A 22377-nucleotide genomic window follows, 5' to 3' on the forward strand; every position below is an offset into this window, starting at 1 on the left:
GCCGGGCCGTGTCACCGCGGGTGGAACCAGCTGAAGAGCTGGTTGAGCCCGTCGTTGCAGGTGTACTGCCGGACCAGCGCGACGAGGACCGCCGACCCGTAGAACGCGCCCGCGGCGAGGGCCGCCACCCCGAGCGCTTCCAGCCCGACCGCGAGCGCGCTCACGCGCCGGCGGCGGGCCCACGCCACCGCCGGGCGCCGCAGCTGCGGGTCGGGGTGGGCCAGGCCCCGGCGGGCCAGGCGGCGCAGCTCCCGTCGCCGGGCCCCCGTGAATGGCATGTACGGCCTCCGCATGCACAGGAAGAACATCGGTCGCCGAACCGATGTGGTCGAAGATCGATGCTTGCATAGCATCCTGTGGATGACCGAGCGGTACATGGTGGATTTCGGCGGCGACGGGGCCGGGGAGGGCGAGCTCTCCTGGGGCCAGCAGGACATCTGGCGCGCCATGGTGCGGCAGGAGTCCTGGATTCCCAACGGCGCCTGGGGCCCGCTGCCCGAGGGCACGACGCTCGACGAGATCCGCGATCGGCTGCGGTACCTCATGAGCCGCTTCCCCACCGCCCGCACCCGGCTGCGCCTGCGCCCCGGGCAGGAGCCCGTGCAGATCGTGGCCGACGCCGGCGAGGTCCCCCTCGACGTCTTCGACGCCGCCGATCCCGAGCGCATCCGGCTGAAGCTGCAGAACGACCCGTACGACTTCGAGCGCGACTGGCCGATCCGCATGGCGGCGATCCGGCACGGCGACGCGTACACCCACCTCGTCGTGGTCATGTGCCACCTGGTGACCGATGGCTTCGGGGCCGGGGTGCTGCTCGAGGAGCTCGACAAGCGGCCCGAGACGCCGGTGCCCGACCTGCAGCCCCTGGAGCAGGCCCGCTGGCAGGCCTCCGCGTCCGGGCAGCGGCAGCACGCGATGGCGCTGCGGCACTGGGACGGGATCCTGCGGGAGATGCCGCTGCGGCGGTACCCCGAGTCGCGCGCCCCGCAGGCCCCGCGGCACTGGCGCGGCGAGTTCCAGTCGGCCGCGCTGAGCATGGCGCTGCGCTCGGTCACGGCCCGTACCGGCATCGCGGCCGCGCCCGTGCTGCTGGCCGTGTTCGCGATCGCGCTCGCCCGCGTCACCGGCCTGAACCCGGTCGTGGTGCGGCCGATGGTGAACAACCGCTTCCGGCCGGGGCTGGACCGGGTGGTGTGCATGCTCGCGCAGTACGGCCTGGGCCGCCTCGACGTCGCCGGGGTCACGTTCGCCGACGCGTTCGAGCGGGCGCGGCGGTCGGCGCTGAGCACGTACAAGCACGCGTACTACGACCCGGCCGGCCTGGACGCCCTCGTGGACCGCGTGAGCGCGGAGCGGCCCGGGCTGCAGCTGCCGTGCTACTTCAACGACCGCCGCGACGACGCCGCGACCGCGGGCGCGCCGGTGCCCGACCCGGCCGATGTGGCCGCCGCGGCCGGGGGCGGCACGTTCACCTGGACGACCCGGCAGGACGTGCCGTTCGAGCCGCTGATCGTGCACGTCGACGAGCTGCCGGGCGCGACGCAGGCGATCGTCTTCTGCGACACCCACGTCATCGCCCCGGACGACGTGGAGGCGCTGCTGCGCGGCCTCGAGGCGGTGGCGGTCGAGGCGGCCCTGGACCCCGGCGCCCCTACTGCGGTGGCGTAGTGGAGAACAGCTCGCACGTCATGTTGTAGTACCGGTCCGTCGGCCCCAGGTGGTGCATCCCCAGCCGCGTGCACACGGCCCGCGACGCGGCGTTCTGCGGGTACGTCACCGCGATGACCTCGTCGAAGAAACCCTGGCGCAGGACCAGGTCCGCCGCCTCGGTCGCGTAGCCGCGGCCCCAGGCGTCCGGGTGCAGGTACCACCCGATCTCCGTCTCGCCGGAGGGCTGCAGCGGCAGGTCCGGCCCCGACGCGAGGATGCCGATGAGCAGCAGCGTGCCCAGCGGGGCGTCGTCCTCCCGGCGGCGCACCGACCACACGCCGTGCGTGCCGTCGTCGTGGCTCCGCCAGCGGGCGATCGTGGCGCGGGCGTCGTCGAGGTCGGTGAGCATGCGCGGGGCGGCGCCGATGTAGCGCTGCACCTCCCACCGCGAGCACATGTCCAGCACGAACGGCGCGTCGTCGGCGCGCCATTCGCGCAGCCGCAGCCGGTCGGAGGTCAGCTCCCGCACCCCTGCGATGGTACGTCCCCGGCCGCCTGCAGATACCGCGTTGCCAGCGTGCGCAGGAAGTCGCGCAGCTCCGGCGGGTCCAGGACGGTGAACGGGACCTCGAACTTGCCGATGTACGTCATGAGGTCGTACAGCGAGTCGGTGCCCGTCGCCAGCTCGCAGGCGTCGTCGCCGAGCGGCGTGATCCGGCCGGACGTGGGCGTGCTGCGCTCGGCGATCACCGCGGCCGGCGCGGCGAAACGGATCCGCACGCGGTGGCGGAACGGGGCGGCGGTCACGCCCCGCAGCACGTGCGCGGCCGCGTCGCCGCCGGGCGGGTCCCGCGGTACGAACCGCTGCACCGGGCCGTCGGGCGGCCGCGGGATGATCCGGTCGGCGCGGAACGTGCGCCAGTCGCCGCGGTCGCCGTCCCAGGCGAGCAGGTACCAGCGGCGCCCGGTGTAGACGAGGGTGTGCGGCTCGACGTCGCGCAAAGTGGCCTGGCCACCATGCGACTCGTAGTCGAACCGCAGCCGCTCGTGGCCGTGCGCGGCGGCGGCGATGCGGGTGAGCGTGTCGAGGTCGACCGCGGGGCCGCCGCCGGCCGCGGAGACGGTGGCGCTCTTGAGCGCGTCGACCCGCGGCCGCAGGCGCCTCGGCAGGGTCCGCTCCAGCTTGGTCAGCGCCTGCAGGGAGGCGTCCTCGATCCCGGCGACGCTGCCGGCCGCGGCCGCGCGCAGCCCGACGGCCACGGCGACGGCCTCGTCGTCGTCGAGCACGAGGGGCGGCAGGGCGGCGCCGGCGGCGAGGCGGTACCCGCCGCCGGGCCCGGTCGTCGCGTCGATCTGGTAGCCGAGCTCGCGCAGCCGCTCCACGTCGTTGCGCACCGTGCGGGTGGTGACCTCGAGCCGCGCGGCCAGTTCGCCGCCCGGCCACTCCCGCCGCTGCTGCAGCAGTGACAGCAGGCGCAGTACCCGGACCAACATTTCTTGATTTTAGGAACCAGACGTTCCGCAACTGCGGAGAGGGTAAGTGGCATGACCTTCAGAGGAATGGCGACCGTCAGCTACTTCGCTTCCGACTGGGCCGCCGCCCGGACCTGGTACACGCGGATGCTCGGCGCCGAGCCGTACTTCCTGCGCGACGGCTACGCCGAGTGGCGCCTCGGCGACCGCCAGGCCGAGCTCGGCCTGATCGACGCCCGCTTCCGAGCCCCGGGCACCCCGGCGGGCCCGGTCGGCGCGGTGCTGTACTGGCACGTCGACGACGTCGAGGCCGAGGTCGCGCGCCTGCTGGAGCTGGGCGCGACGGAGCACGAGCCGCCGCAGGACCGAGGCCACGGGTTCGTCACCGCGACGGTGCTCGACCCCTTCGGCAACCTGCTCGGCATCATGTACAACCCGCACTACCTGGAGATGCTGTGAGCCTCGTCTTCGGCGACGCGCGGCCTTCGACGCCTGGCTGTCCGGGCCGGGCGCGACCGAGCGGGAGGCCTGGCTGGTCGTGGCGCGCAAGGGCGAGAGTGGTCTGACCACTGACGAGGCCGGCGACGTCGCCATCGCCCACGGCTGGATCGACAGCCATCGGCGGGCCCTCAGCGGGAGCCACTTCCGGCAGCGGTACTCCCCAAGTCTACAAGATGAGCACCACGTCGATGAGCACGTTCGTCGAGGACCACTTCGGCAACTTCTTCCGCGAGGCGACTCGGGATGAGGCCCGGATCCTGAAGTCCCGCACGCAGTGGTCCCGGGTATCGTGACGGACGCCGCTCGCGCCGCCTTCGATGTGGGGGACTGGCTGGACCGCTACGACCGCTTCATCTCCGACGAGTCGGCGACCGTGGCCGGGTGATCGGCGCGTCGGGACCGTCGCCCTGAACCCAGGGGCTGTATCGAAGTGGGGGTCTGTCGCCGTCAACCTCCTTCACTCCGAATGACGGTCAAAGCGATCTCGGTTGGGATGTTCCGGCGGGGGTACCGTTGCTGGCCATGGGCATCAGCACAGGCGAGTTGCTCCGGCGCAACGCGGCGTTCGCCGCGACGCGGGCGTTCGCCGGCCTTCCCTTCCCGACCGCCGACACCCTGCAGGTGCTCGGCTGCGTCGACTCCCGGGTCGACCCGGGTGATGTCCTCGGTCTCGAGCTCGGCGAGAGTGTCGTGATGCGCAACATCGGCGGCCGGATCACCCCGGCGACGCTGCGCGAATGGGCCCTGCTGGGCCGGCTTGGCCAGGGTCGGCCCCCGAGGAGCGGGCACCTGGTGATCCTGCACCACACCGACTGCGGCATCACCCGCCTCGCGGACTACCCCGAGCAGCTCGCCGCGTTCTTCGAGATCCCGGCGGACGAGCTGCAGAACAAGGCGGTCGACGACCCGTACGCGTCGGTGCGCGTCGACACCGCCATCGCCCGGCATGCTCTGCCGCCGAGCCGGCTCGTGTCCGGCCTGGTCTACGACGTCAACACCGGGCTCATCGAGATCATCGACCCGGCCACCCAGGAGTAGCAGCCTTGTGCAAGGAATCGGCCACCGCCGACGACGTCCACGCCGCGATGCCGCGCACGGTCGTGGGCAGCGCGGCCGACCCGATCGCACTGGAGCCGGTGGACGACGTCGTCGTCACCACGCTGGTCGACAACGTCTACGACGCCCTGCTCACGGGTGACAACACAATCACCCGAGCGCCGTTCACGGCCGGAACAACCCAAGCGCCCCAGTTCGAGCCGGGGTTCACCAACGTCGGGCTGATGGCCGAGCACGGCTTCTCCGCCCTGGTCACCGTCCGCCGCGGCGACACCACGACGTCCGTGCTGTTCGACACCGGGCTGTCCCCGGATGCGATGGTCACCAACGCCGACCGGCTCGGCCTCGACCTGTCCGGCGTGCACGCCGTGGTGGTCAGCCACGGCCACTTCGACCACGCCGGCGGCCTGGCCGGACTCGCCGGGCGGCGCGGTACCCGGTCCTTGCCGATGGTTGTCCACCCGCTGGTGTGGACCCGCCGCCGCCTCGCCCGGCCCGGCGGCGGGTTCGACGACCTGCCGACACTCAGCAAACGCGCGCTGACCGGTGAGGGCTTCGACGTGATCGAGCGCCGCCAGCCGTCCCTGCTCGTCGGCGGCTCCATCCTGCTCACCGGTGAGGTCGACCGCACCACCGACTTCGAACACGGCATGCCCCCAGCACACCAGCACTGGACCGGCACAACCTGGGAACCCGACCCGCTGGTCCTCGACGACCAGGCCCTCGTCGTCAACGTGCGCGGCCAGGGACTGGTCATCGTGACCGGCTGCGGGCACGCCGGCGCCGTCAACATCGTCCGCCACGCCCAGCGCTTGACCGGGATCTCCCGGCTGCACGCGCTGCTCGGTGGGCTGCACCTCAACGGCGCGTATTTCGCTCCGAGCATCGGCCCCACCGTCCGAGCGCTCACCGAGATGGCGCCCGGCCTGCTCGTCCCCGGACACTGCACCGGGTGGCGGGCCCAGCACGCCCTTGCCGCCGCGCTGCCCGACCAATGGGTCCAGAGCAGCAGCGGCACCCGGTACCGACTCAGCGCCGCCTGAAGACTCGAAGCTGTCCAAGATCCTCTAACCGGGCGGTCTCTGCAGGTGTCGTGGGCCCGAAGGCGGGTAGCGACCGCCCATGGACGGCATCGCCGACATGGGGGGAACCGGAGGCTGGGGCCGTGTGCGGCCGCCGAGAGCCGGCGAACCGGTTTTCGCTGAACGGTGGGAGGGGCGGGCGTTCGCGCTGACGATCCTGTCCATCCGGGTGGCCGGGGGGAACATCGACGCGTTCCGGCATGCACTCGAACGTCTGGACCGGTCCGCCTACCTCGATGACGGGTACTTCGGGCGCTGGCGCAACGCCGCTGAGCTGATGCTGACCGACAGCGCGATCCTGGCGCCGGCCGCGGTTGACGCCCGGGCGGCCAACCTGCGCGGGGAACGGGTCGCGGAGCCGCCGATCCCCGCGCCGGCCCGGCCCGGTTACGCGCCGAGCGGCCCCGGTTCGTTGCGCAGCGTGGACACCGCGCCGATCTTCTCCGCCGGCCAGCGGGTCCGGGCCCGGAATTTGTCGCCGCCCGGGCACACCAGGCTGCCGCGGTACCTCCGTGGCCATGCCGGCGTTGTCGAGCTCGTCCAGCCGGCCTCGGTACTGCCGGACACCAACGCCCATTTCTTGGGCGAGAACCCGCAGCACGTGTACTCGGTCCGCTTCGACGCCCGGGAGCTGTGGGGCGCCGCGGCCGAGCCCTTCGCCGTCACCGCTGAGCTGTTCGAGTCCTATCTGGAGACACCCGCGTGACCGAACGTCCTGCCGCCGCGCTGCGCACCGAGGCGCTCGAACAGCTGCTCACCGAGCGTGGCCTGATCGACCCGAAGACGCTGGACCGGATTATCGCCGACTACGAGTCGGACATCGGCCCACTCAACGGGGCCAAGGTTGTGGCCCGGGCGTGGACCGACCCGCAGTACCGACGGCGTCTGCTCCTCGATGGCACAACCGCCATCAAGGAGCTGGGCTTCTCGGGCTCGCAGGGCGAGCACATCGTGGTCGTGGAGAACACCCCGGCCGTGCACAACGTCGTGGTCTGCACGCTGTGCTCGTGCTACCCGTGGCCCGTGCTCGGGCTCCCGCCGAGCTGGTACAAGGATCCGGCCTACCGGGCGCGTATGGTCCGCGAGCCGCGTGCGGTGCTCGCCGAGATGGGGCTCGAGCTCGCCGACACCGTGCGGATCATCGTGCGGGACTCGACCAGCGAGGTCCGCTGGCTGGTGCTGCCCGAGCGCCCGGCCGGCACCGACCACCTGTCCGAGCAGCAGCTCGTGCCGCTGGTAACCCGCGACGCGATGGTCGGCGTGGCGAAGGTACAGCCGCTGTGAGCGCCCCGCTGGACGTCGAGGGCCCGGCCGCCCCGCCCCGCGCCAACGGCGAGCTGGTGTTCGCCGAGCCGTGGGAGAGCCGCGCCTTCGGCATGGCGGTCGCGCTGTGCGAGGCCGGCGTGTTCGACTGGCCACAGTTCCGGGCCGCGCTCGTCACCCGGATCGCGGCGTGGGAGGCGACGCCGGCCACGGGAACGCAGTGGACCTACTACCAGCATTGGCTGGGCGCCGTCGAAGATGTGCTCACCGCCCGGGGCACCGTGGTCACAGGCGACGTCACCACCCGCGCGCATCTCCTGGCAGGACGCCCCGCCGGCCACGACCACCCGCACCGCCCACCCCGCTCCAGCGATCCGGGGAGGGTCGCGGCGGAAGCCGCCGACGCGTGACCAGTGTGACGCCGCTTCCCGGTGGCCGTCCGAGCCCGGGCCGCCTGGGCGTATGGCTGTCGACCGATAAAGTGCCTCGCTGGGTATCGTCGGTCGAACGGAGCCACCGGGATGATGAGCGGCTGGTAGAGCGAATCGGCGTCCCGTTTCGCGGGTGACGGTGGCGGGATGGGCCCGCTGAGCTGGGGTCAGCCGTCCATCTGGAAGGAGATGGCAGCATCCGGCAGCTCGCTGGCGATGACCGCCGTCAGGGCCTTGGAACCCGGCACGACGCTGGACCGGACGACGCCGCACCGCCGGAGGACCGTTACTGGGAGTTGGACTTCCTGTCACCCGCCCTGTAGCGGGCCCTGCGCGCCATCGCCGCGCGGCTCGGTGTGACCACGACACCCGTCCTTGTACGCGGCGTTCGCGGACGCGTTGGGGCAGGCGACGGGCGTCACCCGGGTGGCGACGATGATCACGGTGAACAACCGGTTCCGCTCCAGCCTGGCCGATGCCGCCGGGCACATGAGCCAGCACGGCCTGTGCACGCTCGACCTCGCCGAGGGCGGGTTCGACGACCTCGTGCTGCGGGCGCGGCGGCCCTGGCGGCGGACCCCGGGGCCGCGGCGGCGTACGCGGCGCTGTCCCGCAGCGCGCGGCACACCCTCTTTCTGCCCTTGCTCAAGGCCCGCACGCCGAAAACCCGGGCCACCGCCCTGAAAAGCATTCTGAAAGTTTTCGGCTGAGCTGTCGATTTTCGGTGGTCCGTTCGACAGGGCAGTGCAGGACGTTCAGGATTTCGGCAAGGAGGACGAAAATGGTGCAGTACGCGGTGCTCATCTACGCGGCGGACGCGGCCGCCGACGCCGGCGAGCTGGAGGTGCACGACCGGCACGCGCAGCAGCTCGAGGCGTCGGGCGCGCTGGTGGCGGCGTTCGCGCTGGAGCCGGGCGCGACGGCGACGTCACTGCGCGGCGACGGGGTGACGGACGAGCCGTTCGTGGACGCGAAGGAGGTCGTCGCCTGCTTCTACATCCTGGAGGCGCCCGACCTCGACGCGGCGCTGAGGATCGCCGGCGGCAACCCGGTCATCGCCATGGGCGGCGGCGTCGAGGTACGGCCGATCGCGGGCGGTTTCGTGCGCCCGCCGTCGGGCTCGTGAGCGTCGAGGCCGCGCTCGCCGACGCGCACCGCAGCGGCTGGGGCCTCGTGCTCGCCGCCACGGTGCGCGTCGCGCGCGACCTGGAGCTCGCCGAGGAGTGTGTGCAGGAGGCGTACGCCGCCGCCCTGCGGTCGTGGCCCGCCGACGGCGTCCCGGCGAACCCGGCTGGCTCACCACCACCGCCCGGCGCCGCGCCGTCGACGCGATCCGCCGCGAACGGGTCTACCGCACCAAGCTCGCGTTCCTCACCCCGCCCCCGGACGACAACGACGACGAGCGTGACGATCCGGCGCTGGACCGGCTCGCCGACGCCGCGCCCGACGAGCGGCTGCGCCTGGTCTTCCTGTGCTGCCACCCGGCCCTGGCCCCCGACGTGCAGCCGGCCCTCACCCTGCGGATCGTGTGCGGCCTGACCACCGCCGAGATCGCCCGCGCCTTCCTGGTCTCCGAGGCGACCATGGCCGCGCGGCTGACCCGCGCGAGGAAGAAGATCGCGGCGGCGCGCATCCCGTACCGCGTCCCCGCCGCGGCCGACCTCCCCGAACGCCTCCGCGGCGTGCTCGGCGTGATCCACCTGCTGTACACCACCGGCCACACCGCCCCGTCGGGCGGGACGCTGCTGCGCGCCGACCTCGCCGACCAGGCGCTGCGGCTGGCCCGCCTGCTGCGCGGGCTCCTGCCCGGCGAGCCGGAGGTCCGCGGCCTGCTGGCCCTGCTGCTGGTCACCGACGCCCGCCGTGCGACCCGCGCCGGCGCCGACGGCCGCCCGGTGCGCCTGGAGGACCAGGACCGCTCCCGCTGGGACCGGGCCGCGATCGCCGAGGCCCACGAGCTCATCGCCGGCGCGCTGAGCCGCCGCCCGGGCCGCTACGTCCTGCAGGCCGCGATCGCGGCGCTGCACGCCCAGGCCCCCACCTTCGCGGCGACCGACTGGCCGCAGATCCTGCGGCTGTACGACGAGCTGCTCGCCGTCTGGCCGTCGCCGGTCGTGGCCCTGAACCGCACCGTGCCGCTGTCGCGGGTGCACGGCCCCGGCCCGGCCCTGCGCGAGGTCGAGGCCCTGGAGGGCGACCCGCGCCTGGCCGGCTACCACTACCTGCCCGCCATCAAGGCCGACCTGCTGGAGCGCCTGGGCCGCGCCGGCGAGGCCGCGGAGGCCTACCGGCGGGCGTCGGCCCTGGCCACGAACGAGCCCGAGCGCGCCTTCCTGAACGCCCGCGCTACGGCGCGGCAGGCTCCGGGCGACGGGCCGTAGGCCGCGTCACTTCTGGTAGCCGAAGTCGTCGCAGGTGCGGCGCTGCAGGAGGCAGTTCTTCGTGCGGCTGTTCATGGTGGCCGGGTCCCACACCACGAACGCGTCGCCGTGCATGGAGGACGCGCTGCGGCCCTCCTTGTCCGACGAGAGGTAGTAGCCCTCGGTCGTGCCCTTCACGCCGTACTGGATGTCGAAGGTGAGCGCCGGGATCTTCACCGGGTGGCTCGCCGGGCACGTGTTGTTGCCGCCGTACGCCACGTGGTCCTTGTGGTTCGGGCTGTCCAGGTGCTCGCCGTCCCAGCAGTCCGGGAACTGCAGCATGAAGTGCAGGGTCGCGGTGCCGCCGCAGATCGGCCAGTTGCCGTTGGTGCTGCGGGCGATCCCGTCGAGGTCGCCGGGGCCGTAGAACGCGCAGTAGAACTGGCCCTTCGCGCCCCGCGGGGTGGGCTGGCTCTTCTTGGCGTCCCCGGAGATCATGCGCAGCCCGGTGGGCATCGGCAGCTGACCGGCCGACGTGCTCGCGAGCGTCCGGTAGTACACCCGGAAGCCCGTCGTCTCCGCCGGCTTGCCGGTCGCGGCGTCGTACAGCGTCGGCACCCAGTACGCGGAGTGGTCCTGGGCCGGCTTGCAGCTCGTGGCCGTGAACTTCATGAGGTCCGCCGGCGTCGTGTCGGCCTTCGTGGCCGCGTTGCCGACGAACGAGTGCATGTGCGAGGCGCCCGGCAGGCCGGGGAAGACGATCGGGTCGTCGGCGGCGGAGTGGCTGTACGCGCAGTCGGCCCGGAACTCCGCCAGGTTGCCCACGCCGGCCGGGACCGGGTCGGTCTTCAGCGCGTTGTACGCGTCGGTCTGCGCCTTCCACGCCGCCTTGTCCACCGGCACCCAGCCGGTCGCGGGCGGCTTGGCCGCCGCGGTAGCCGACGCGGTCGCCGCCCCCGGTGCGGACGCCGACGGGGCCGTGGCGGCCGCGGACGACTGGTCGGCCGGGCCGGAGGCGGTGGCCAGGCCACTGTCGGCGCCGGCGGCCACGGGCTCGGGCTCGGCGGAGGCGCCGCTGAAGTACACGGTCAGGCCGCCGATGACGGCGACGACGGCCACGCCCGCGCCGATCGCGAGCCTGTTCCGGGTGAACCGTGCCAGCACGGTGTTCGACACGAGCCCACTCCACACGTAGCTGATCACGGCCGCGGCCATGGTAGGCGCGACCGGCGCGGCTCCGGAACCTTTCTAAAGCTTCCTTAAAGCCCACCACAGCCGCGAGCGCCCGCACAGGACTGTGCGGGCGCTCGCGGTAGTTCGCTCTACTCGGTCGGCGGGTCGGCCAGGGGCCAGCCGCCGGCGGCGAGGTGCGCGGAGACGCGGACGACGTCCTCGGGGGTCGCCGTCTGCAGCACCTCGTCCTTGATCATGCCCTCGATGTCCTCGGCCGAGATCGGGTCGCCCTCGGACTGGTCGGCGAGGTCGCGGGCGATCTTGCGGATCTCGTCCTCGGTCAGCTTGCGGCGCAGGATGCCCAGGAGGGCCACGTAGTCCTGGCGCGGCACGCCGGTCGGGTAGCCGGCGCGCAGCCAGCCGATGCTGCGTACGAGGAAGTTGGAGCGGGACTCGCTCACGGATGCTCCCTACTTCTTGTCGACGATCGTCGGGTAGATGTGCTCGAAGCTCAGCGCCTTGCCGAAGCCGCTGGCCACGATGAAGGTGATGCCCAGCACGACGCCGAGCAGCACCACGATGAAGCACACCCAGCCCAGGACCGTCCCGATCGGCTGCGCCTTCGGGCCGGCCGTGCCGCCGGCGTGGACCTCGGCGTCGCCGCCGGCGCCCCAGGCGAGCGAGCGCACGCCGAGCGCGAAGAGGGTCGGCAGACCGGCGCCGAGGATCAGGCCCGCGAGCAGGACCCGCCAGGCGGCCTGCAAGGCGAACTGCAGGTTGTGGGACATCAGCGGACCGCCTCGGCCATCTCGGCGGGAGCGGGCTCCCACTCATCGTTGACGTTGTTGTGATCGACGGGCTTCTTGCGCGAGTGCCAGTACATGTACCCGGCGAGCGCGACGAGGATCAGGAAGACCACGACGGCGCCGGCCAGGCCGCCGATGAGGTGGCCGATCCACCACATCACGCCGCCGACGACGGCGGCCGCCGGGAGCGTGATCAGCCAGGCGAGGACCATGCGCCCGGCCACGGCCCAGCGCACCTGGGCGCCGGGCTTGCCGACGCCGGTACCGAGGATGGAGCCCGTCGCCACGTGCGTCGTGGACAGGGCGAACCCGAGGTGGCTGGAGACGAGGATGACGGCGGCCGAGGACGACTCGGCGGCCATGCCCTGCGGCGGCGCGATCTCCACGAGGCCCTTGCCGAGTGTGCGGATGATCCGCCAGCCGCCGAGGTACGTGCCGGCCGCGATGGCGAGGGCGCACGCGGCCTTGACCCAGAACGGGATGCTCTTGGTGTCGTGCCACTCGCCGGCGGCGATGAGGGCGAGGGTGATGACGCCCATCGTCTTCTGGGCGTCGTTCGTACCGTGCGCCAGCGACACCAGCGACGCCGAGCCGATCTGGCCCCAGCGGAACCCGTTGTCGGTGAACCGCTGCGCGACCCCGATCGTGACCTTGTAGATCAGCCAGGTGCCGACCGCGGCGATCACGCCCGCGATGACCGGCGACATGACCGCGGGCAGCAGCACCTTGCCGACGAGACCGTCGAGCTTGGTGCCGTTGCCGTTCCAATTGACCCCGGCCCAGCCCAGGCCCGCGATGGTGGCGCCGACCAGGCCGCCGAACAGCGCGTGGGAGGAGCTGGAGGGCAGGCCCAGCAGCCAGGTCAGCAGGTTCCAGACGATCCCGCCGCAGAGGCCGGCGAGCACGATGAGGAGCAGCGCGGAACCGCCGCCTTCGAGCAGGTTCGCCTTCGGTGTGCCGTCCGAGTTCTGGATCTTCACCACCGCGTTGGTGACGGTGAGCGCGACCTCGACGCTGAGGAACGCACCGACGAGATTCAGGATGCCCGACAGCAGCACGGCGGTCTTGGGCCGCAGGGCCTTCGTGGCGATGGAGGTGGCCATCGCATTCGCTGTGTCGTGGAAGCCATTGGTGAAGTCGAACCCGAGGGCGGTCACGATCACCAGGACAAGCACCACGGTGGTTTCTGTCACGCATTGATCGTCGCGCCGGTTCTGCGGTGGCGACAGTGCAGGGAAGCGGTACGCCCGGAATGTTCGACCGTCGTCCACCTGCCGTTCATCTTCCGGTGCTGCGCGGGCCGGGCGGGGTCGCCTTCCGGCCGCTGTACCGGTACAACTGGGGCATGACCTACACCCCGCGAGAGGCGGTCGAGCGGACCGGGTTCACGCTCGACACGCTGCGGTACTACGAGCGCATCGGCCTGCTCGACAGCGTGGACCGCAACGCCGGCGGCCAGCGCGTCTTCACCGACGACGACCTGAACTGGCTGGGGATTCTGCGCTGCCTGCGCGACACCGGCATGCCGATCGCCCGGATGCTGCGCTACGCAGAGCTGGCCCGCGGCGGCGACGACACGTTCGCCGAGCGCGCCGAGCTGCTGGAGGAGCACGACCGCGACATCGAGGCGAAGATCGCCGCCCTGCGCGACGAGCAGGGCCGGATCCGGGAGAAGATCCGCTGGTACCGCTCCGAGCTGGACCTCGGCCTGGACCGCGCCACCGCCGAGCTCAGATCCTAGTTTCCTAGGACGCCAACATAACGTGGACATGAACAAGCCGGGCCGAAAGACCGCCGGTGAGGGGTCTTCACAGCGTGAAAGGCGGCGATGTGGGCTCGGCGTAATTCAGGAAGAGAAGTCGGTGTGACACGTGCGTAACTGAGCGTTTGTACGTTCGTCGCGTGATGCAGACCCGCACGGTCTGTTCCTACTGCGGGGTCGGCTGCGGCATGGTCCTCGACGTGGCGACGGACCCCGACGGCCGCCGCCGCGTGCTCAAGGTGCTCGGCGACAAGGAGCACCCCGCCAACGCCGGGCGGCTCTGCACCAAGGGGGCCACGAGCGCCGAGATGCTCGCCGGGCCCGGGCGGCTGGAGCGCGCGCAGCTGCGGCGGGGCCGTGACGAGCCGCGGGCCGCGGCGAAGCTGGACGAGGCGATCGCGTACACGGCGGCGCGGCTGCGGGCGATCATCGACGAGCACGGGCCGGACGCGGTGGCGTTCTACGTGTCGGGGCAGATGACGCTCGAGGCGCAGTACCTGGCGAACAAGCTCGCCAAGGGTTTTGTGCGCACGAACCAGATCGAGTCCAACTCGCGGCTGTGCATGGCCAGTGCGGGCAGCGGGTACAAGCTGTCGCTCGGCGCCGACGGGCCGCCGGGCTCCTACGACGACTTCGACCGCGCGGACCTGTTCTTCGTGATCGGCTCCAACATGGCCGACTGCCATCCGATCCTGTACCTGCGCATGCTGGACCGCATCAAGGCCGGCGCGAAGCTCATCGTGGCCGACCCGCGACGCACCGCGACCGCCGAGAAGGCCGACATCTTCCTGCCGGTGCGGCCCGGCACCGACCTGGCGCTGCTCAACGGGCTGCTGCACCTGCTGGTGGCCGGCGGGCACGTGGACGAGGCGTTCATCGCCGAGCACACCGAGGGCTGGGAGGCGATGCCGGCGTTCCTGGCCGACTACGCGCCGGAGCGGGTCGCGGAGATCACCGGCGTGCCGGAGGCCGACCTCAGGCGGGCCGCGGACGCCATCGCGGGCGCCGGGGAGTGGATGAGCTGCTGGACGATGGGGCTCAACCAGAGCACGCACGGCACCTGGAACACGAACGCGCTGGTGAACCTGCACCTGGCCACGGGCGCGATCTGCCGGCCGGGCAGCGGGCCGTTCTCGCTGACCGGGCAGCCCAACGCGATGGGCGGCCGGGAGATGGGGTACATGGGGCCGGGCCTGCCGGGGCAGCGCTCGGTGCTGGTGGAGGCCGACCGGGTGTTCGTGGAGCGGGCCTGGGGGCTGCCCGGGGGCACGCTGCGCACCGACGTCGGCCGGGGGACCGTCGAGCTGTTCGAGCGCATGGCGGCCGGCGAGGTGAAGGCGTGCTGGATCATCTGCACCAACCCGGTCGCGTCGGTCGGCAACCGCAAGACGGTGGTGGCCGGGCTGGAGCGGGCCGAGCTGGTGATCACCCAGGACGCCTACGCGGAGACGGAGACCAACGCCTTCGCCGATGTCGTGCTGCCGGCCGCGATGTGGTCGGAGATCGACGGTGTGATGATCAACTCGGAGCGGAACCTGACGCTGGTCGGGGCGGTCGCCGACGCGCCCGGGGAGGCGCTGGCGGACTGGGAGCTGATCGCGCGGGTCGCGGTGGCGATGGGCTACGGCGACGCGTTCCGCTACGAGTCGGCGGAGGAGGTGTTCGCCGAGATCCGCGGCTTCTACAACCCGCAGACGGGCTATGACCTGCGCGGGGTGGACTACCCGCGGCTGCGGCAGGGGCCGGTGCAGTGGCCCGCCGCGCCGGGGTCGAAGAGCCGCAATCCCATCCGGTACCGCAACGAAGGCGCCGGGCCGCGCCTGACGTTCGCGACGGCGAGCGGCCGGGCGGTGTTCTTCCCGCGTCCGCATCTGGACCCGGCGGAGCTGCCCGACGACGACTTCCCGTTCCTGCTCAACACCGGCCGGGTGCAGCACCAGTGGCACACGCTGACCAAGACCGGCAAGGTGGCGAAGCTCAACAAGCTCAACCCGGGCCCGTTCGTGGAGCTGCACCCGGCGGATGCGCAGCGGCTCGGGGTCGTCGACGGCGACTCGGTGGAGGTGGCGTCGCGGCGGGGCCGGGCGGTGCTGCCGGCGACGGTCACCGACCGGGTGCGGCCGGGGAACTGTTTCGCGCCGTTCCACTGGGGCGATCTGTTCGGCGCCGATGTCGCGGTGAACGCGGTCACGTCGGACGCGGTGGACCCGATCTCGTTCCAGCCGGAGCTGAAGGTCTGCGCGGTGAGCCTGACCCGGGTCGCGGCCGGGCCCGCGGTGGACGCCCTGGACTCCGGGCCGCCGCCGTTCACGGAGGTCGAGCGGATGTACCTCGGCGGCTTCCTGCGGGCCCTGGAGCACAACCCGCCGGCGCCGGGGTTCGTGCCGCGGCTGCCGGCGGGGGCGCCGTTCGACGCGGGCCGGGGCGCGTGGGTGGACGGGTACCTGGCCGGCTCCTACCACCGGCCGGGGGCGCCGGCGGCGGCCGAGAGCCCGGCGCGGACGATCGAGATCCTGTGGGCGTCGCAGACCGGCAACGCGGAGGAGTTCGCCGCGCACGTCGAGCGGCGGCTGGCCGACGAGGGCTGGCGGGCGAACCTGCGCGGGATGACGGTGGCGGCCGGGGACCTGCTCGGCGGGCGCAACGACCTGCTGGTCATCACCAGCACGTTCGGCGACGGTGACGCGCCGGACAACGGGGCGGCGTTCTGGGACTCGCTGCAGGGTGACGCGCCGCGGCTGGACGGGCGGCGGTACGCGGTGCTGGCGTTCGGCGACTCGAGCTACGCGGACTTCTGCGGGCACGGCCGGCGTCTGGACGCGCGGCTGACGGAGCTGGGGGCGCAGCCGCTGACGGCGCGGGTCGACTGCGAGCCGGACTTCGAGACGGCGGCGCACGGCTGGCTCGATGCGGTGCTGCAGGCGTTGCGCAGTCCCGCGACGGCGGCGGCGCCGCGCAAGGCGGGCCGCGGGGACGTGGTGGCGGCGACGCTGCGCGGCAACCGGCTGCTGAGCCGGCCCGGGTCGGCCAAGGAGGTGCGGCAGTTCGTCTTCGACGTGGACGCCGACTTCGGGTACGCGGCCGGGGATGCGCTCGGCGTGTGGCCGGTCAACTGCGCCGACCTGGTCGAGGAGTGGCTGGCGGTGACCGGGCTGGACCCGGTGTCCATCGTGGACGTCGGCGGGGAGGTCGAGCTGCGGGAGGCGCTGCTGCACCGGCTCGACATCACGCGGATCACCCCGGATCTGATGCGTTTCGTCGCCGACCGGGGCCCGGACAGTCCACTGCGGACGCTGCTGCGCCCGGACAACCAGGGGGAACTGGCGAAGTACACCTGGGGGCGGCAGGCCGTCGATGTCGTCGCCGAGCACGCGGTCAAGGCGGACGCGGACGAGTGGGTGGGGGTGCTGAAGCGGTTGCAGCCGCGGCAGTACTCGATCTCGTCGTCGCCTTTGCTGTCGCCGACCCGGGTGGCGACGACGGTGTCGGTGGTGCGTTTCGACAACGGGGCCGGGCGGGTGCGCAAGGGGGTCTGTTCGACGTATCTGGCCGATGCCGGCCCGGACGCGCCGGTGCGGGTGTTCCTGCAGCGGTCGCCGCACTTCCGGCCGCCGGCCGACGACACTGTGCCGATGATCATGGTGGGGCCGGGGACGGGGGTGGCGCCGTTCGTGGCGTTCCTGCAGGAGCGGCAGGCCCGGGGCGCGCGCGGGGCGAACTGGCTGTTCTTCGGCGAGCAGCGGCGGGCGACGGACTTCTACTACGCCGAGGACCTGGAGCGGCTGCGGGACGGCGGGGTGCTGACCCGGCTGGATGTGGCGTTCTCGCGGGACCAGCGGGCGAAGGTGTACGTGCAGGACCGGATGCGTGAGCACGGGGCGCACCTGTGGTCGTGGCTGCGCGACGGGGCGCACTTCTACGTGTGCGGCGACGCGACCCGGATGGCGAAGGACGTGGACGCGACCCTGCGCGAGATCGTGGCGGCGCACGGCGGGATGGACGAGGGCGCGGCGGCGGCCTACGTGAAGCAGTTGGCGGCGGAGAAACGGTACGTGCGCGACGTGTACTGAATGGCATTAGTGTGGGCCGATGAGCGTGCGGTGGCTCGTCGTGGACTACGGCACCGCCGCCACGGTGGCGCTGGTGTGCGGCGCCGACGGGGTGGTGGCGCCGGTGCGGGTCGACGGCCCCGAGGAGCTGCCGTCGGCGGTGCTGGTCAACGCGGCCGGCTACGTCACCGGCGCCGACGCGGTGCGGCGGGCCCGGATCGACTTCGACTGGTTCCGGCCCGCGCCGAAGCTCGAGCTGGGCCGCAGCCCGACCGCGGTCCGCGACGCCGCGCAGACGCTGCGCCGCATCGCCGGGGACGCGCGCCCGGAGCGGGTCGTGCTCACGGTGCCGGCGAGCTGGCCCGAATCGCGGCGGCAGGCGCTCGCCGACGCGGCCGTCGCCGCCGGGCTGCCGACGCCGTCTCTGGTGGCCCGGCCGGTCGCCGCGGCCGCGTACTGCGCGCTGCTGCCCGGGCGGGAGGTGCCCGACGGCGGGGCGGTGCTGGTGTACCACCTCGGCGCCGGCGGTTTCGAGGCCGCGGTCGTGGTGCGGGCCGGGGATGCGTTCGAGGTGGTGGCGGCGGACACGAACCCGACCGGCGGGCTGGTGCTCGACCGGCTCGCCGCCGACCGGTTCCGCGAGGCGCTCGGCGAGCCGGCGCACGACCGGCGGGGCTGGATGTTGTTGCTGGACAACGCCCGTGAGGCCCGGGAGGCGCTGTCGCGGCAGGAGACCCTGGAGCCGCTGAACGCCGGCGCCGGGCTGCTGACCCGCGGCGAGCTCGAGGCGGCGCTGCGCCCGGCCCTGGCCGCGACGGTCGTGACGGCGCGTTCGGCGCTGGCCGCGGCCGGGCTCGGCGACGGCGTGCCGTGGCTGCTGACCGGGCGGGCGGCGGCGACGCCGCTGGTGGCCCGGCTGATCGGCGGGGAGCCGCTGGTGCTGCGCCACCCGCGGTTCGCGGTCACGGCCGGGGCGCTGCTACTGGCCGGCGGCGAGCCCGCGGGCCTGGCCGAGCTGATGCTGGACGAGCAGCGCACGTACGCCGTCGGCGGCGGGCACGTGACGACGACCTGGCGTGCGACGGCGTCGACGATCGAGGAGCTGCGGCGGCGGTACCGGCTGAGCCTCCCCGACCACGCCGAGCACCCGGGCGAGCGGTGGTCCCGCCGGCGCGACGAGCGCGGGCTGCGCCACTTCCACGACATCACGCTGTTCCCGGCCGCGGAGCCGGGGGCCGCGGGCCTCGGCCCGGCCCGGCGCATCCCCGACCACCTGCCGACCGTCGTGCGCGAGGACACCGCCGTGTTCCCCGGGCCCAATTGACTGGACAACCGGCGCCGCGGTCCGAAATGGTCGAGGCCATGCGACAGGACGAGATCTGGGACGACGACACCGCCGAGCGCTACGACACGCCGGGGGAGGGCATGTTCGCCGCGGCGGTCGTCGACCCGGCGGTGGCCCGGCTCGCGTCCCTCGCCGCCGGTGGCGCGGCCCTGGAGTTCGCGATCGGCACCGGGCGCATTGCGGTGCCGCTGCACGCCGCGGGGGTGCCGGTGACGGGGATCGAGCTGTCGGGGCCGATGCTGGCGCGGCTGCGGTCCAAGGCAGAGGAGTCCGAGATCCCGGTCGTGGTCGGCGACATGGCGCACGCGACGGCGCCGGGCGAGTACAACCTCGTCTATCTGGTTTTCAACACCATCTCGAACCTGCTGACCCAGCCGGAGCAGGTCGCGTGTTTCCGCAACGCGGCCCGCCACCTCGTGCCGGGCGGACGGTTCGTCGTCGAGCTGGAGGTGCCGGACCTGCGCCGGCTGCCGCCGGGGCAGACCGCGGTCGTGTTCGGCTCGGAGCCGGGCTACCTGGGCCTGGACACGTTCGACGTGCTCAACCAGCGGATCGTGTCGCACCACTTCACGTTCGACTTCGACGGCACCCGGCACGCCCGGCTGGGGCGCAGCCCGCACCGGTACATCTGGCCGTCCGAGCTCGACCTGATGGGACAGCTGGCCGGGTTCACCCTCGAGTCGCGCGACGCCGACTGGTCCGGGGCCGAGTTCACCGGCGAGTCGCGCTCGCACGTGTCGGTGTACCGGCTGGCGTCGTCGTGACCGTAAGTTTCAGCCGCCGCCGCACGTAAGCGGTGGTCCGTGACGGTCCGTGATTGACGGCGATCGTTTTCGGCGCTCACGATGCGGGCATGGGCCTCAGACCTTCCAGGACGAGAACAGCGGTCGGCGGTGCGGCGGCCCTGGCTGCGGTCGCGGCCGGTGCGCTGATCGCCGTCACGTTCAGCGCCGGCAGCGCATCCGCCGGGACCGGCACCGGTTACCTGCACACCAGCGGCAACAAGATCGTCGACTCGACCGGCGCGACGGTCCGGCTCACCGGTATCAACTGGTTCGGCATGGAGACCGACAACCACACCTTCCACGGGCTGTGGGCGGGCAAGCCGGCGAGCTGGACCCAGCAGCTGGACCACATGGCCCAGCTCGGGTTCAACACCATCCGGGTGCCGTACACCGGCGACTCCCTGCGCGCCGGCGCGACGGCCACGAGCATCAACACCGACACCAACCCGGACCTCATCGGGCTGTCCCCGCTGCAGATCCTGGACAAGGTCGTCAACTACGCCGGCGGCAAGGGGATGCGCATCATCCTCGACCGGCACCGGCCCACGGCCGCCGGTCAGACCGCCCTGTGGTACACCGCCGCAGCGTCGGAGGCCAGTGAGATCGCCGACTGGCAGTCGCTGGCGTCGCGGTACGCGAACAACCCGACGGTCATCGGCGCGGACCTGTTCAACGAGCCGCACGCCGACGGCACCGAGCCCAACGGCACCGGCTCCTGCTGGGGCTGCGGCGACACCACGAAGGACTGGCGCCTGGCCGCCGAGCGCATCGGCAACGCGGTCCTGCAGACGAACCCCAACTGGCTGATCTTCGTCGAGGGCGTCAGCTGCGACGGCAACGGCGGGTCGCCGAACGTGTACGACAACGTCCCGGACGACCCGATGGCGTGCGACTGGTGGGGCGGCAACCTGTCCAAGGCGGGCACGTACCCGGTCCGGCTCAACGTGGCCAACCGCCTGGTGTACTCGGCGCACGACTACGGCATCTCGGTGTACGACCGGCAGCCGTGGTTCAAGGACCCGAACTTCCCGAACAACCTGCCCGACGTGTGGGACCACTTCTGGGGCTACCTGTACAAGCAGAACATCGCCCCGGTGCTGGTCGGCGAGTTCGGCAGCACCCTGCAGAACCCGCTGGACACGCAGTGGCTGACGAAGCTGATGGCGTACATGGGCAGCGGCACCAACGGGATGTCGTTCACGTACTGGTCGTGGAACCCGGACTCGGGCGACACCGGCGGCATCGTCGGCGACGACTGGAACACCGTGAACCAGACGAAGATGAACATCGTCGGCCCGTACCTGAACCCGCCCGCGGGCGGCGGCGGCCCGACCGGCGGCCCGACCTCCCGCCCGCCGTCCTCGCAGCCCCCGTCCTCCCGCCCGCCGTCGTCCCCGCCGGCCTCGTCGTCGCCGCCACCGACCAACGGCGCCTGCTCCGCCACGTACGAGGTCACCAGCCAATGGCCGGGCTCGCCGGGCGGCTTCCAGGTCGCGGTGACGGTGAAGGCCGGCACGTCGGCCATCTCCAAGTGGACGGTCAAGTGGACGTACGCCAACGGCCAGGCCATCACCCAGCTGTGGAACGGCACCCTGACGACGTCGGGCTCCGCGGTGACGGTGACGAACATGGCGTACAACGGCACGATCCCCGCGAACGGCACCACGTCCTTCGGCTTCACGGGCACGTGGACCGGCACGAACGCCACGCCGACGGTGTCCTGCACCGCCTGAGGTGAGCTCCGGGCCGCGGCCCGGCACAACCCCGGCCCGGCACAACTCCGGCCCGGCACAACCCCGGCCCGGCCGACCAGCGACAGTCGGCCGGGCCGGGTCTTCGGGTGCCCGTGGCTATGCTGGCTCGATGATCAACAAGGCGGAGCTCGTCATCTTCGACTGCGACGGCGTGCTGGTCGACAGTGAACGTATTGCGGTGCGGGTCAACGTGGCCGTCCTGGCGCGGCTCGGCTGGCCGCTGACCGCGGACGAGGTGATCGAGCGGTTCATCGGCCGTTCCCACGCGGCGATCGCCGAAAGTATCGGGGCACAGCTCGGCCCCGCCGCGGCCGCGGCCTGGACGGAGCGGTTCGAGGCCGAGCACCGGCTGGCCGTGGACGCCGGGCTGACCGCGGTCGACGGGGTCGTCGAGGCGCTGGACCGCATCACCACGCCGACGTGCGTGGCCTCCAGCGGCACGCACGAGAAGCTGCGGCACACCCTGGGCCACGCCGGGCTGTACGAGCGCTTCGCCGGGCGGATCTTCAGCGCCACCGAGGTGGCCCGGGGCAAGCCGGCGCCCGACCTGTTCCTGCACGCCGCGAACAGCCTGGGTGTACCACCGGCGGCGTGCGTGGTCGTCGAGGACAGCCGGTACGGCACCCAGGCGGCCCGGGCCGCGGGCATGCCCTGCCTGGCCTACGCCGGCGGGCTCACCGCCGCGGACCGCCTGGCGGGTCCGGGCACCACCGTCTTCCACGACATGCGCGACCTCCCGGGATTGCTGGAGCGCGCCGGCGCCGCCGATCCGGCCGTGCCGTAAGGGCGGCCGACCCGGAGATCCTGTCCCTCGGCGAACCCACGGCCGGTCTGGACCCCTCCGACGGCCACTGGGCGGCGGCGGTGATCGTCGACGCCGCCTGTGT

General features: G+C 72.7%; 22 protein-coding genes and 1 pseudogene. 16 read left to right on the forward strand and 7 right to left on the reverse strand.

Annotation, left to right across the window (positions count from 1 at the left end; translation table 11 throughout):
- Positions 1 to 11 precede the first annotated feature (11 nt).
- Entirely contained in the window at positions 12 to 278 is a 267-nt protein-coding gene (locus ACPPVO_RS19935) for a hypothetical protein (RefSeq protein WP_426512701.1), read from the reverse strand.
- A gap of 82 nt (positions 279 to 360) precedes the next feature.
- Here ACPPVO_RS19935 and ACPPVO_RS19940 point away from each other — a divergent pair, with 82 nt between their 5' ends.
- On the forward strand, positions 361 to 1668 hold the full coding sequence (locus ACPPVO_RS19940) for a condensation domain-containing protein (RefSeq protein ID WP_426512702.1): 1308 nt from the start codon (positions 361 to 363) through the stop codon (positions 1666 to 1668).
- Here the strand turns inward: ACPPVO_RS19940 and ACPPVO_RS19945 are convergent.
- Positions 1652 to 2179: a GNAT family N-acetyltransferase gene (locus ACPPVO_RS19945; RefSeq protein WP_426512703.1), complete on the reverse strand. Its 528-nt coding sequence runs from the start codon at positions 2177 to 2179 to the stop codon at positions 1652 to 1654. The genes ACPPVO_RS19940 and ACPPVO_RS19945 overlap by 17 nt on opposite strands.
- Entirely contained in the window at positions 2167 to 3144 is a 978-nt protein-coding gene (locus ACPPVO_RS19950) for a helix-turn-helix transcriptional regulator (RefSeq protein WP_426512704.1), read from the reverse strand. The genes ACPPVO_RS19945 and ACPPVO_RS19950 overlap by 13 nt, the downstream gene beginning before the upstream one ends.
- Before the next feature lie 51 nt (positions 3145 to 3195).
- Here ACPPVO_RS19950 and ACPPVO_RS19955 point away from each other — a divergent pair, with 51 nt between their 5' ends.
- The 9 genes and pseudogenes from ACPPVO_RS19955 to ACPPVO_RS19995 all read left to right on the forward strand — a co-directional run bounded on the left by ACPPVO_RS19955 (position 3196) and on the right by ACPPVO_RS19995 (position 9837).
- Positions 3196 to 3582, forward strand: coding sequence for a VOC family protein (locus ACPPVO_RS19955; protein WP_426512705.1), 387 nt, complete (start codon positions 3196 to 3198; stop codon positions 3580 to 3582).
- A gap of 564 nt (positions 3583 to 4146) precedes the next feature.
- Complete coding sequence (locus ACPPVO_RS19960; protein ID WP_426512706.1) at positions 4147 to 4662, forward strand: carbonic anhydrase; 516 nt, start codon at positions 4147 to 4149, stop codon at positions 4660 to 4662.
- Between the two features lie 5 nt (positions 4663 to 4667).
- Positions 4668 to 5723: an MBL fold metallo-hydrolase gene (locus ACPPVO_RS19965; protein WP_426512707.1), complete on the forward strand. Its 1056-nt coding sequence runs from the start codon at positions 4668 to 4670 to the stop codon at positions 5721 to 5723.
- 79 nt (positions 5724 to 5802) lie between these two features.
- On the forward strand, positions 5803 to 6468 hold the full coding sequence (gene nthB, locus ACPPVO_RS19970) for a nitrile hydratase subunit beta (RefSeq protein ID WP_426512708.1): 666 nt from the start codon (positions 5803 to 5805) through the stop codon (positions 6466 to 6468).
- Complete coding sequence (gene nthA, locus ACPPVO_RS19975; protein WP_426512709.1) at positions 6465 to 7046, forward strand: nitrile hydratase subunit alpha; 582 nt, start codon at positions 6465 to 6467, stop codon at positions 7044 to 7046. The genes nthB and nthA overlap by 4 nt, the downstream gene beginning before the upstream one ends.
- On the forward strand, positions 7043 to 7435 hold the full coding sequence (locus ACPPVO_RS19980) for a nitrile hydratase accessory protein (protein WP_426512710.1): 393 nt from the start codon (positions 7043 to 7045) through the stop codon (positions 7433 to 7435). Before nthA ends, ACPPVO_RS19980 begins: the two co-directional genes overlap by 4 nt.
- Before the next feature lie 527 nt (positions 7436 to 7962).
- On the forward strand, positions 7963 to 8166 hold the full coding sequence (locus ACPPVO_RS19985) for a YdeI/OmpD-associated family protein (protein ID WP_426512711.1): 204 nt from the start codon (positions 7963 to 7965) through the stop codon (positions 8164 to 8166).
- 71 nt (positions 8167 to 8237) lie between these two features.
- Complete coding sequence (locus ACPPVO_RS19990) at positions 8238 to 8582, forward strand: YciI family protein (RefSeq protein ID WP_426512712.1); 345 nt, start codon at positions 8238 to 8240, stop codon at positions 8580 to 8582.
- Between the two features lie 47 nt (positions 8583 to 8629).
- Positions 8630 to 9837: pseudogene (locus ACPPVO_RS19995) on the forward strand (RNA polymerase sigma factor).
- Between the two features lie 6 nt (positions 9838 to 9843).
- Here ACPPVO_RS19995 and ACPPVO_RS20000 read toward each other — a convergent pair.
- The 4 genes from ACPPVO_RS20000 to ACPPVO_RS20015 form a co-directional block, all read right to left on the reverse strand.
- A complete protein-coding gene (locus tag ACPPVO_RS20000; RefSeq protein ID WP_426512713.1) occupies positions 9844 to 11019 on the reverse strand; it encodes a DUF1996 domain-containing protein in 1176 nt (391 codons plus the stop codon).
- Positions 11020 to 11138: 119 nt separating this feature from the next.
- Positions 11139 to 11450: a DUF3349 domain-containing protein gene (locus ACPPVO_RS20005; protein WP_426512714.1), complete on the reverse strand. Its 312-nt coding sequence runs from the start codon at positions 11448 to 11450 to the stop codon at positions 11139 to 11141.
- 9 nt (positions 11451 to 11459) lie between these two features.
- Entirely contained in the window at positions 11460 to 11777 is a 318-nt protein-coding gene (locus ACPPVO_RS20010) for a hypothetical protein (RefSeq protein WP_426512715.1), read from the reverse strand.
- Positions 11777 to 12988, reverse strand: coding sequence for an inorganic phosphate transporter (locus tag ACPPVO_RS20015; protein ID WP_426512716.1), 1212 nt, complete (start codon positions 12986 to 12988; stop codon positions 11777 to 11779). Before ACPPVO_RS20015 ends, ACPPVO_RS20010 begins: the two co-directional genes overlap by 1 nt.
- Before the next feature lie 152 nt (positions 12989 to 13140).
- Here ACPPVO_RS20015 and ACPPVO_RS20020 point away from each other — a divergent pair, with 152 nt between their 5' ends.
- The 6 genes from ACPPVO_RS20020 to ACPPVO_RS20045 all read left to right on the forward strand — a co-directional run bounded on the left by ACPPVO_RS20020 (position 13141) and on the right by ACPPVO_RS20045 (position 22274).
- Positions 13141 to 13536: a MerR family transcriptional regulator gene (locus tag ACPPVO_RS20020; RefSeq protein WP_426514657.1), complete on the forward strand. Its 396-nt coding sequence runs from the start codon at positions 13141 to 13143 to the stop codon at positions 13534 to 13536.
- A 164-nt stretch (positions 13537 to 13700) separates the two neighbouring features.
- Positions 13701 to 17627: a molybdopterin-dependent oxidoreductase gene (locus ACPPVO_RS20025; RefSeq protein ID WP_426514658.1), complete on the forward strand. Its 3927-nt coding sequence runs from the start codon at positions 13701 to 13703 to the stop codon at positions 17625 to 17627.
- A gap of 19 nt (positions 17628 to 17646) precedes the next feature.
- Positions 17647 to 18930, forward strand: coding sequence for an Hsp70 family protein (locus ACPPVO_RS20030; RefSeq protein WP_426512717.1), 1284 nt, complete (start codon positions 17647 to 17649; stop codon positions 18928 to 18930).
- Between the two features lie 38 nt (positions 18931 to 18968).
- Entirely contained in the window at positions 18969 to 19715 is a 747-nt protein-coding gene (locus ACPPVO_RS20035) for a class I SAM-dependent methyltransferase (RefSeq protein WP_426512718.1), read from the forward strand.
- 89 nt (positions 19716 to 19804) lie between these two features.
- Positions 19805 to 21469 carry a cellulase family glycosylhydrolase gene (locus ACPPVO_RS20040; protein WP_426512719.1) on the forward strand — a complete coding sequence of 555 codons (1665 nt, stop codon included), beginning with the start codon at positions 19805 to 19807 and terminating at the stop codon, positions 21467 to 21469.
- A 130-nt stretch (positions 21470 to 21599) separates the two neighbouring features.
- A complete protein-coding gene (locus tag ACPPVO_RS20045) occupies positions 21600 to 22274 on the forward strand; it encodes an HAD family hydrolase (protein ID WP_426512720.1) in 675 nt (224 codons plus the stop codon).
- Positions 22275 to 22377: the final 103 nt, after the last annotated feature.

The sequence above is a fragment of the Dactylosporangium sp. McL0621 genome (assembly GCF_049995355.1).
Classification (GTDB): Bacteria; Actinomycetota; Actinomycetes; order Mycobacteriales; family Micromonosporaceae; genus Dactylosporangium.

Excerpts from the sequence above, each read along its gene's own strand:
- ACPPVO_RS19935 (WP_426512701.1), bottom strand. The coding sequence starts at position 278 with ATGCCATTCACGGGGGCCCGGCGACGGGAGCTGCGCCGCCTGGCCCGC.
- ACPPVO_RS19940 (WP_426512702.1), top strand. The coding sequence starts at position 361 with ATGACCGAGCGGTACATGGTGGATTTCGGCGGCGACGGGGCCGGGGAG.
- ACPPVO_RS19950 (WP_426512704.1), bottom strand. The coding sequence starts at position 3,144 with ATGTTGGTCCGGGTACTGCGCCTGCTGTCACTGCTGCAGCAGCGGCGG.
- ACPPVO_RS19955 (WP_426512705.1), top strand. The coding sequence starts at position 3,196 with ATGACCTTCAGAGGAATGGCGACCGTCAGCTACTTCGCTTCCGACTGG.
- ACPPVO_RS19960 (WP_426512706.1), top strand. The coding sequence starts at position 4,147 with ATGGGCATCAGCACAGGCGAGTTGCTCCGGCGCAACGCGGCGTTCGCC.
- nthB (WP_426512708.1), top strand. The coding sequence starts at position 5,803 with ATGGACGGCATCGCCGACATGGGGGGAACCGGAGGCTGGGGCCGTGTG.
- ACPPVO_RS19990 (WP_426512712.1), top strand. The coding sequence starts at position 8,238 with ATGGTGCAGTACGCGGTGCTCATCTACGCGGCGGACGCGGCCGCCGAC.
- ACPPVO_RS20010 (WP_426512715.1), bottom strand. The coding sequence starts at position 11,777 with ATGTCCCACAACCTGCAGTTCGCCTTGCAGGCCGCCTGGCGGGTCCTG.
- ACPPVO_RS20020 (WP_426514657.1), top strand. The coding sequence starts at position 13,141 with ATGACCTACACCCCGCGAGAGGCGGTCGAGCGGACCGGGTTCACGCTC.
- ACPPVO_RS20025 (WP_426514658.1), top strand. The coding sequence starts at position 13,701 with ATGCAGACCCGCACGGTCTGTTCCTACTGCGGGGTCGGCTGCGGCATG.
- ACPPVO_RS20030 (WP_426512717.1), top strand. The coding sequence starts at position 17,647 with ATGAGCGTGCGGTGGCTCGTCGTGGACTACGGCACCGCCGCCACGGTG.
- ACPPVO_RS20035 (WP_426512718.1), top strand. The coding sequence starts at position 18,969 with ATGCGACAGGACGAGATCTGGGACGACGACACCGCCGAGCGCTACGAC.
- ACPPVO_RS20040 (WP_426512719.1), top strand. The coding sequence starts at position 19,805 with ATGGGCCTCAGACCTTCCAGGACGAGAACAGCGGTCGGCGGTGCGGCG.
- ACPPVO_RS20045 (WP_426512720.1), top strand. The coding sequence starts at position 21,600 with ATGATCAACAAGGCGGAGCTCGTCATCTTCGACTGCGACGGCGTGCTG.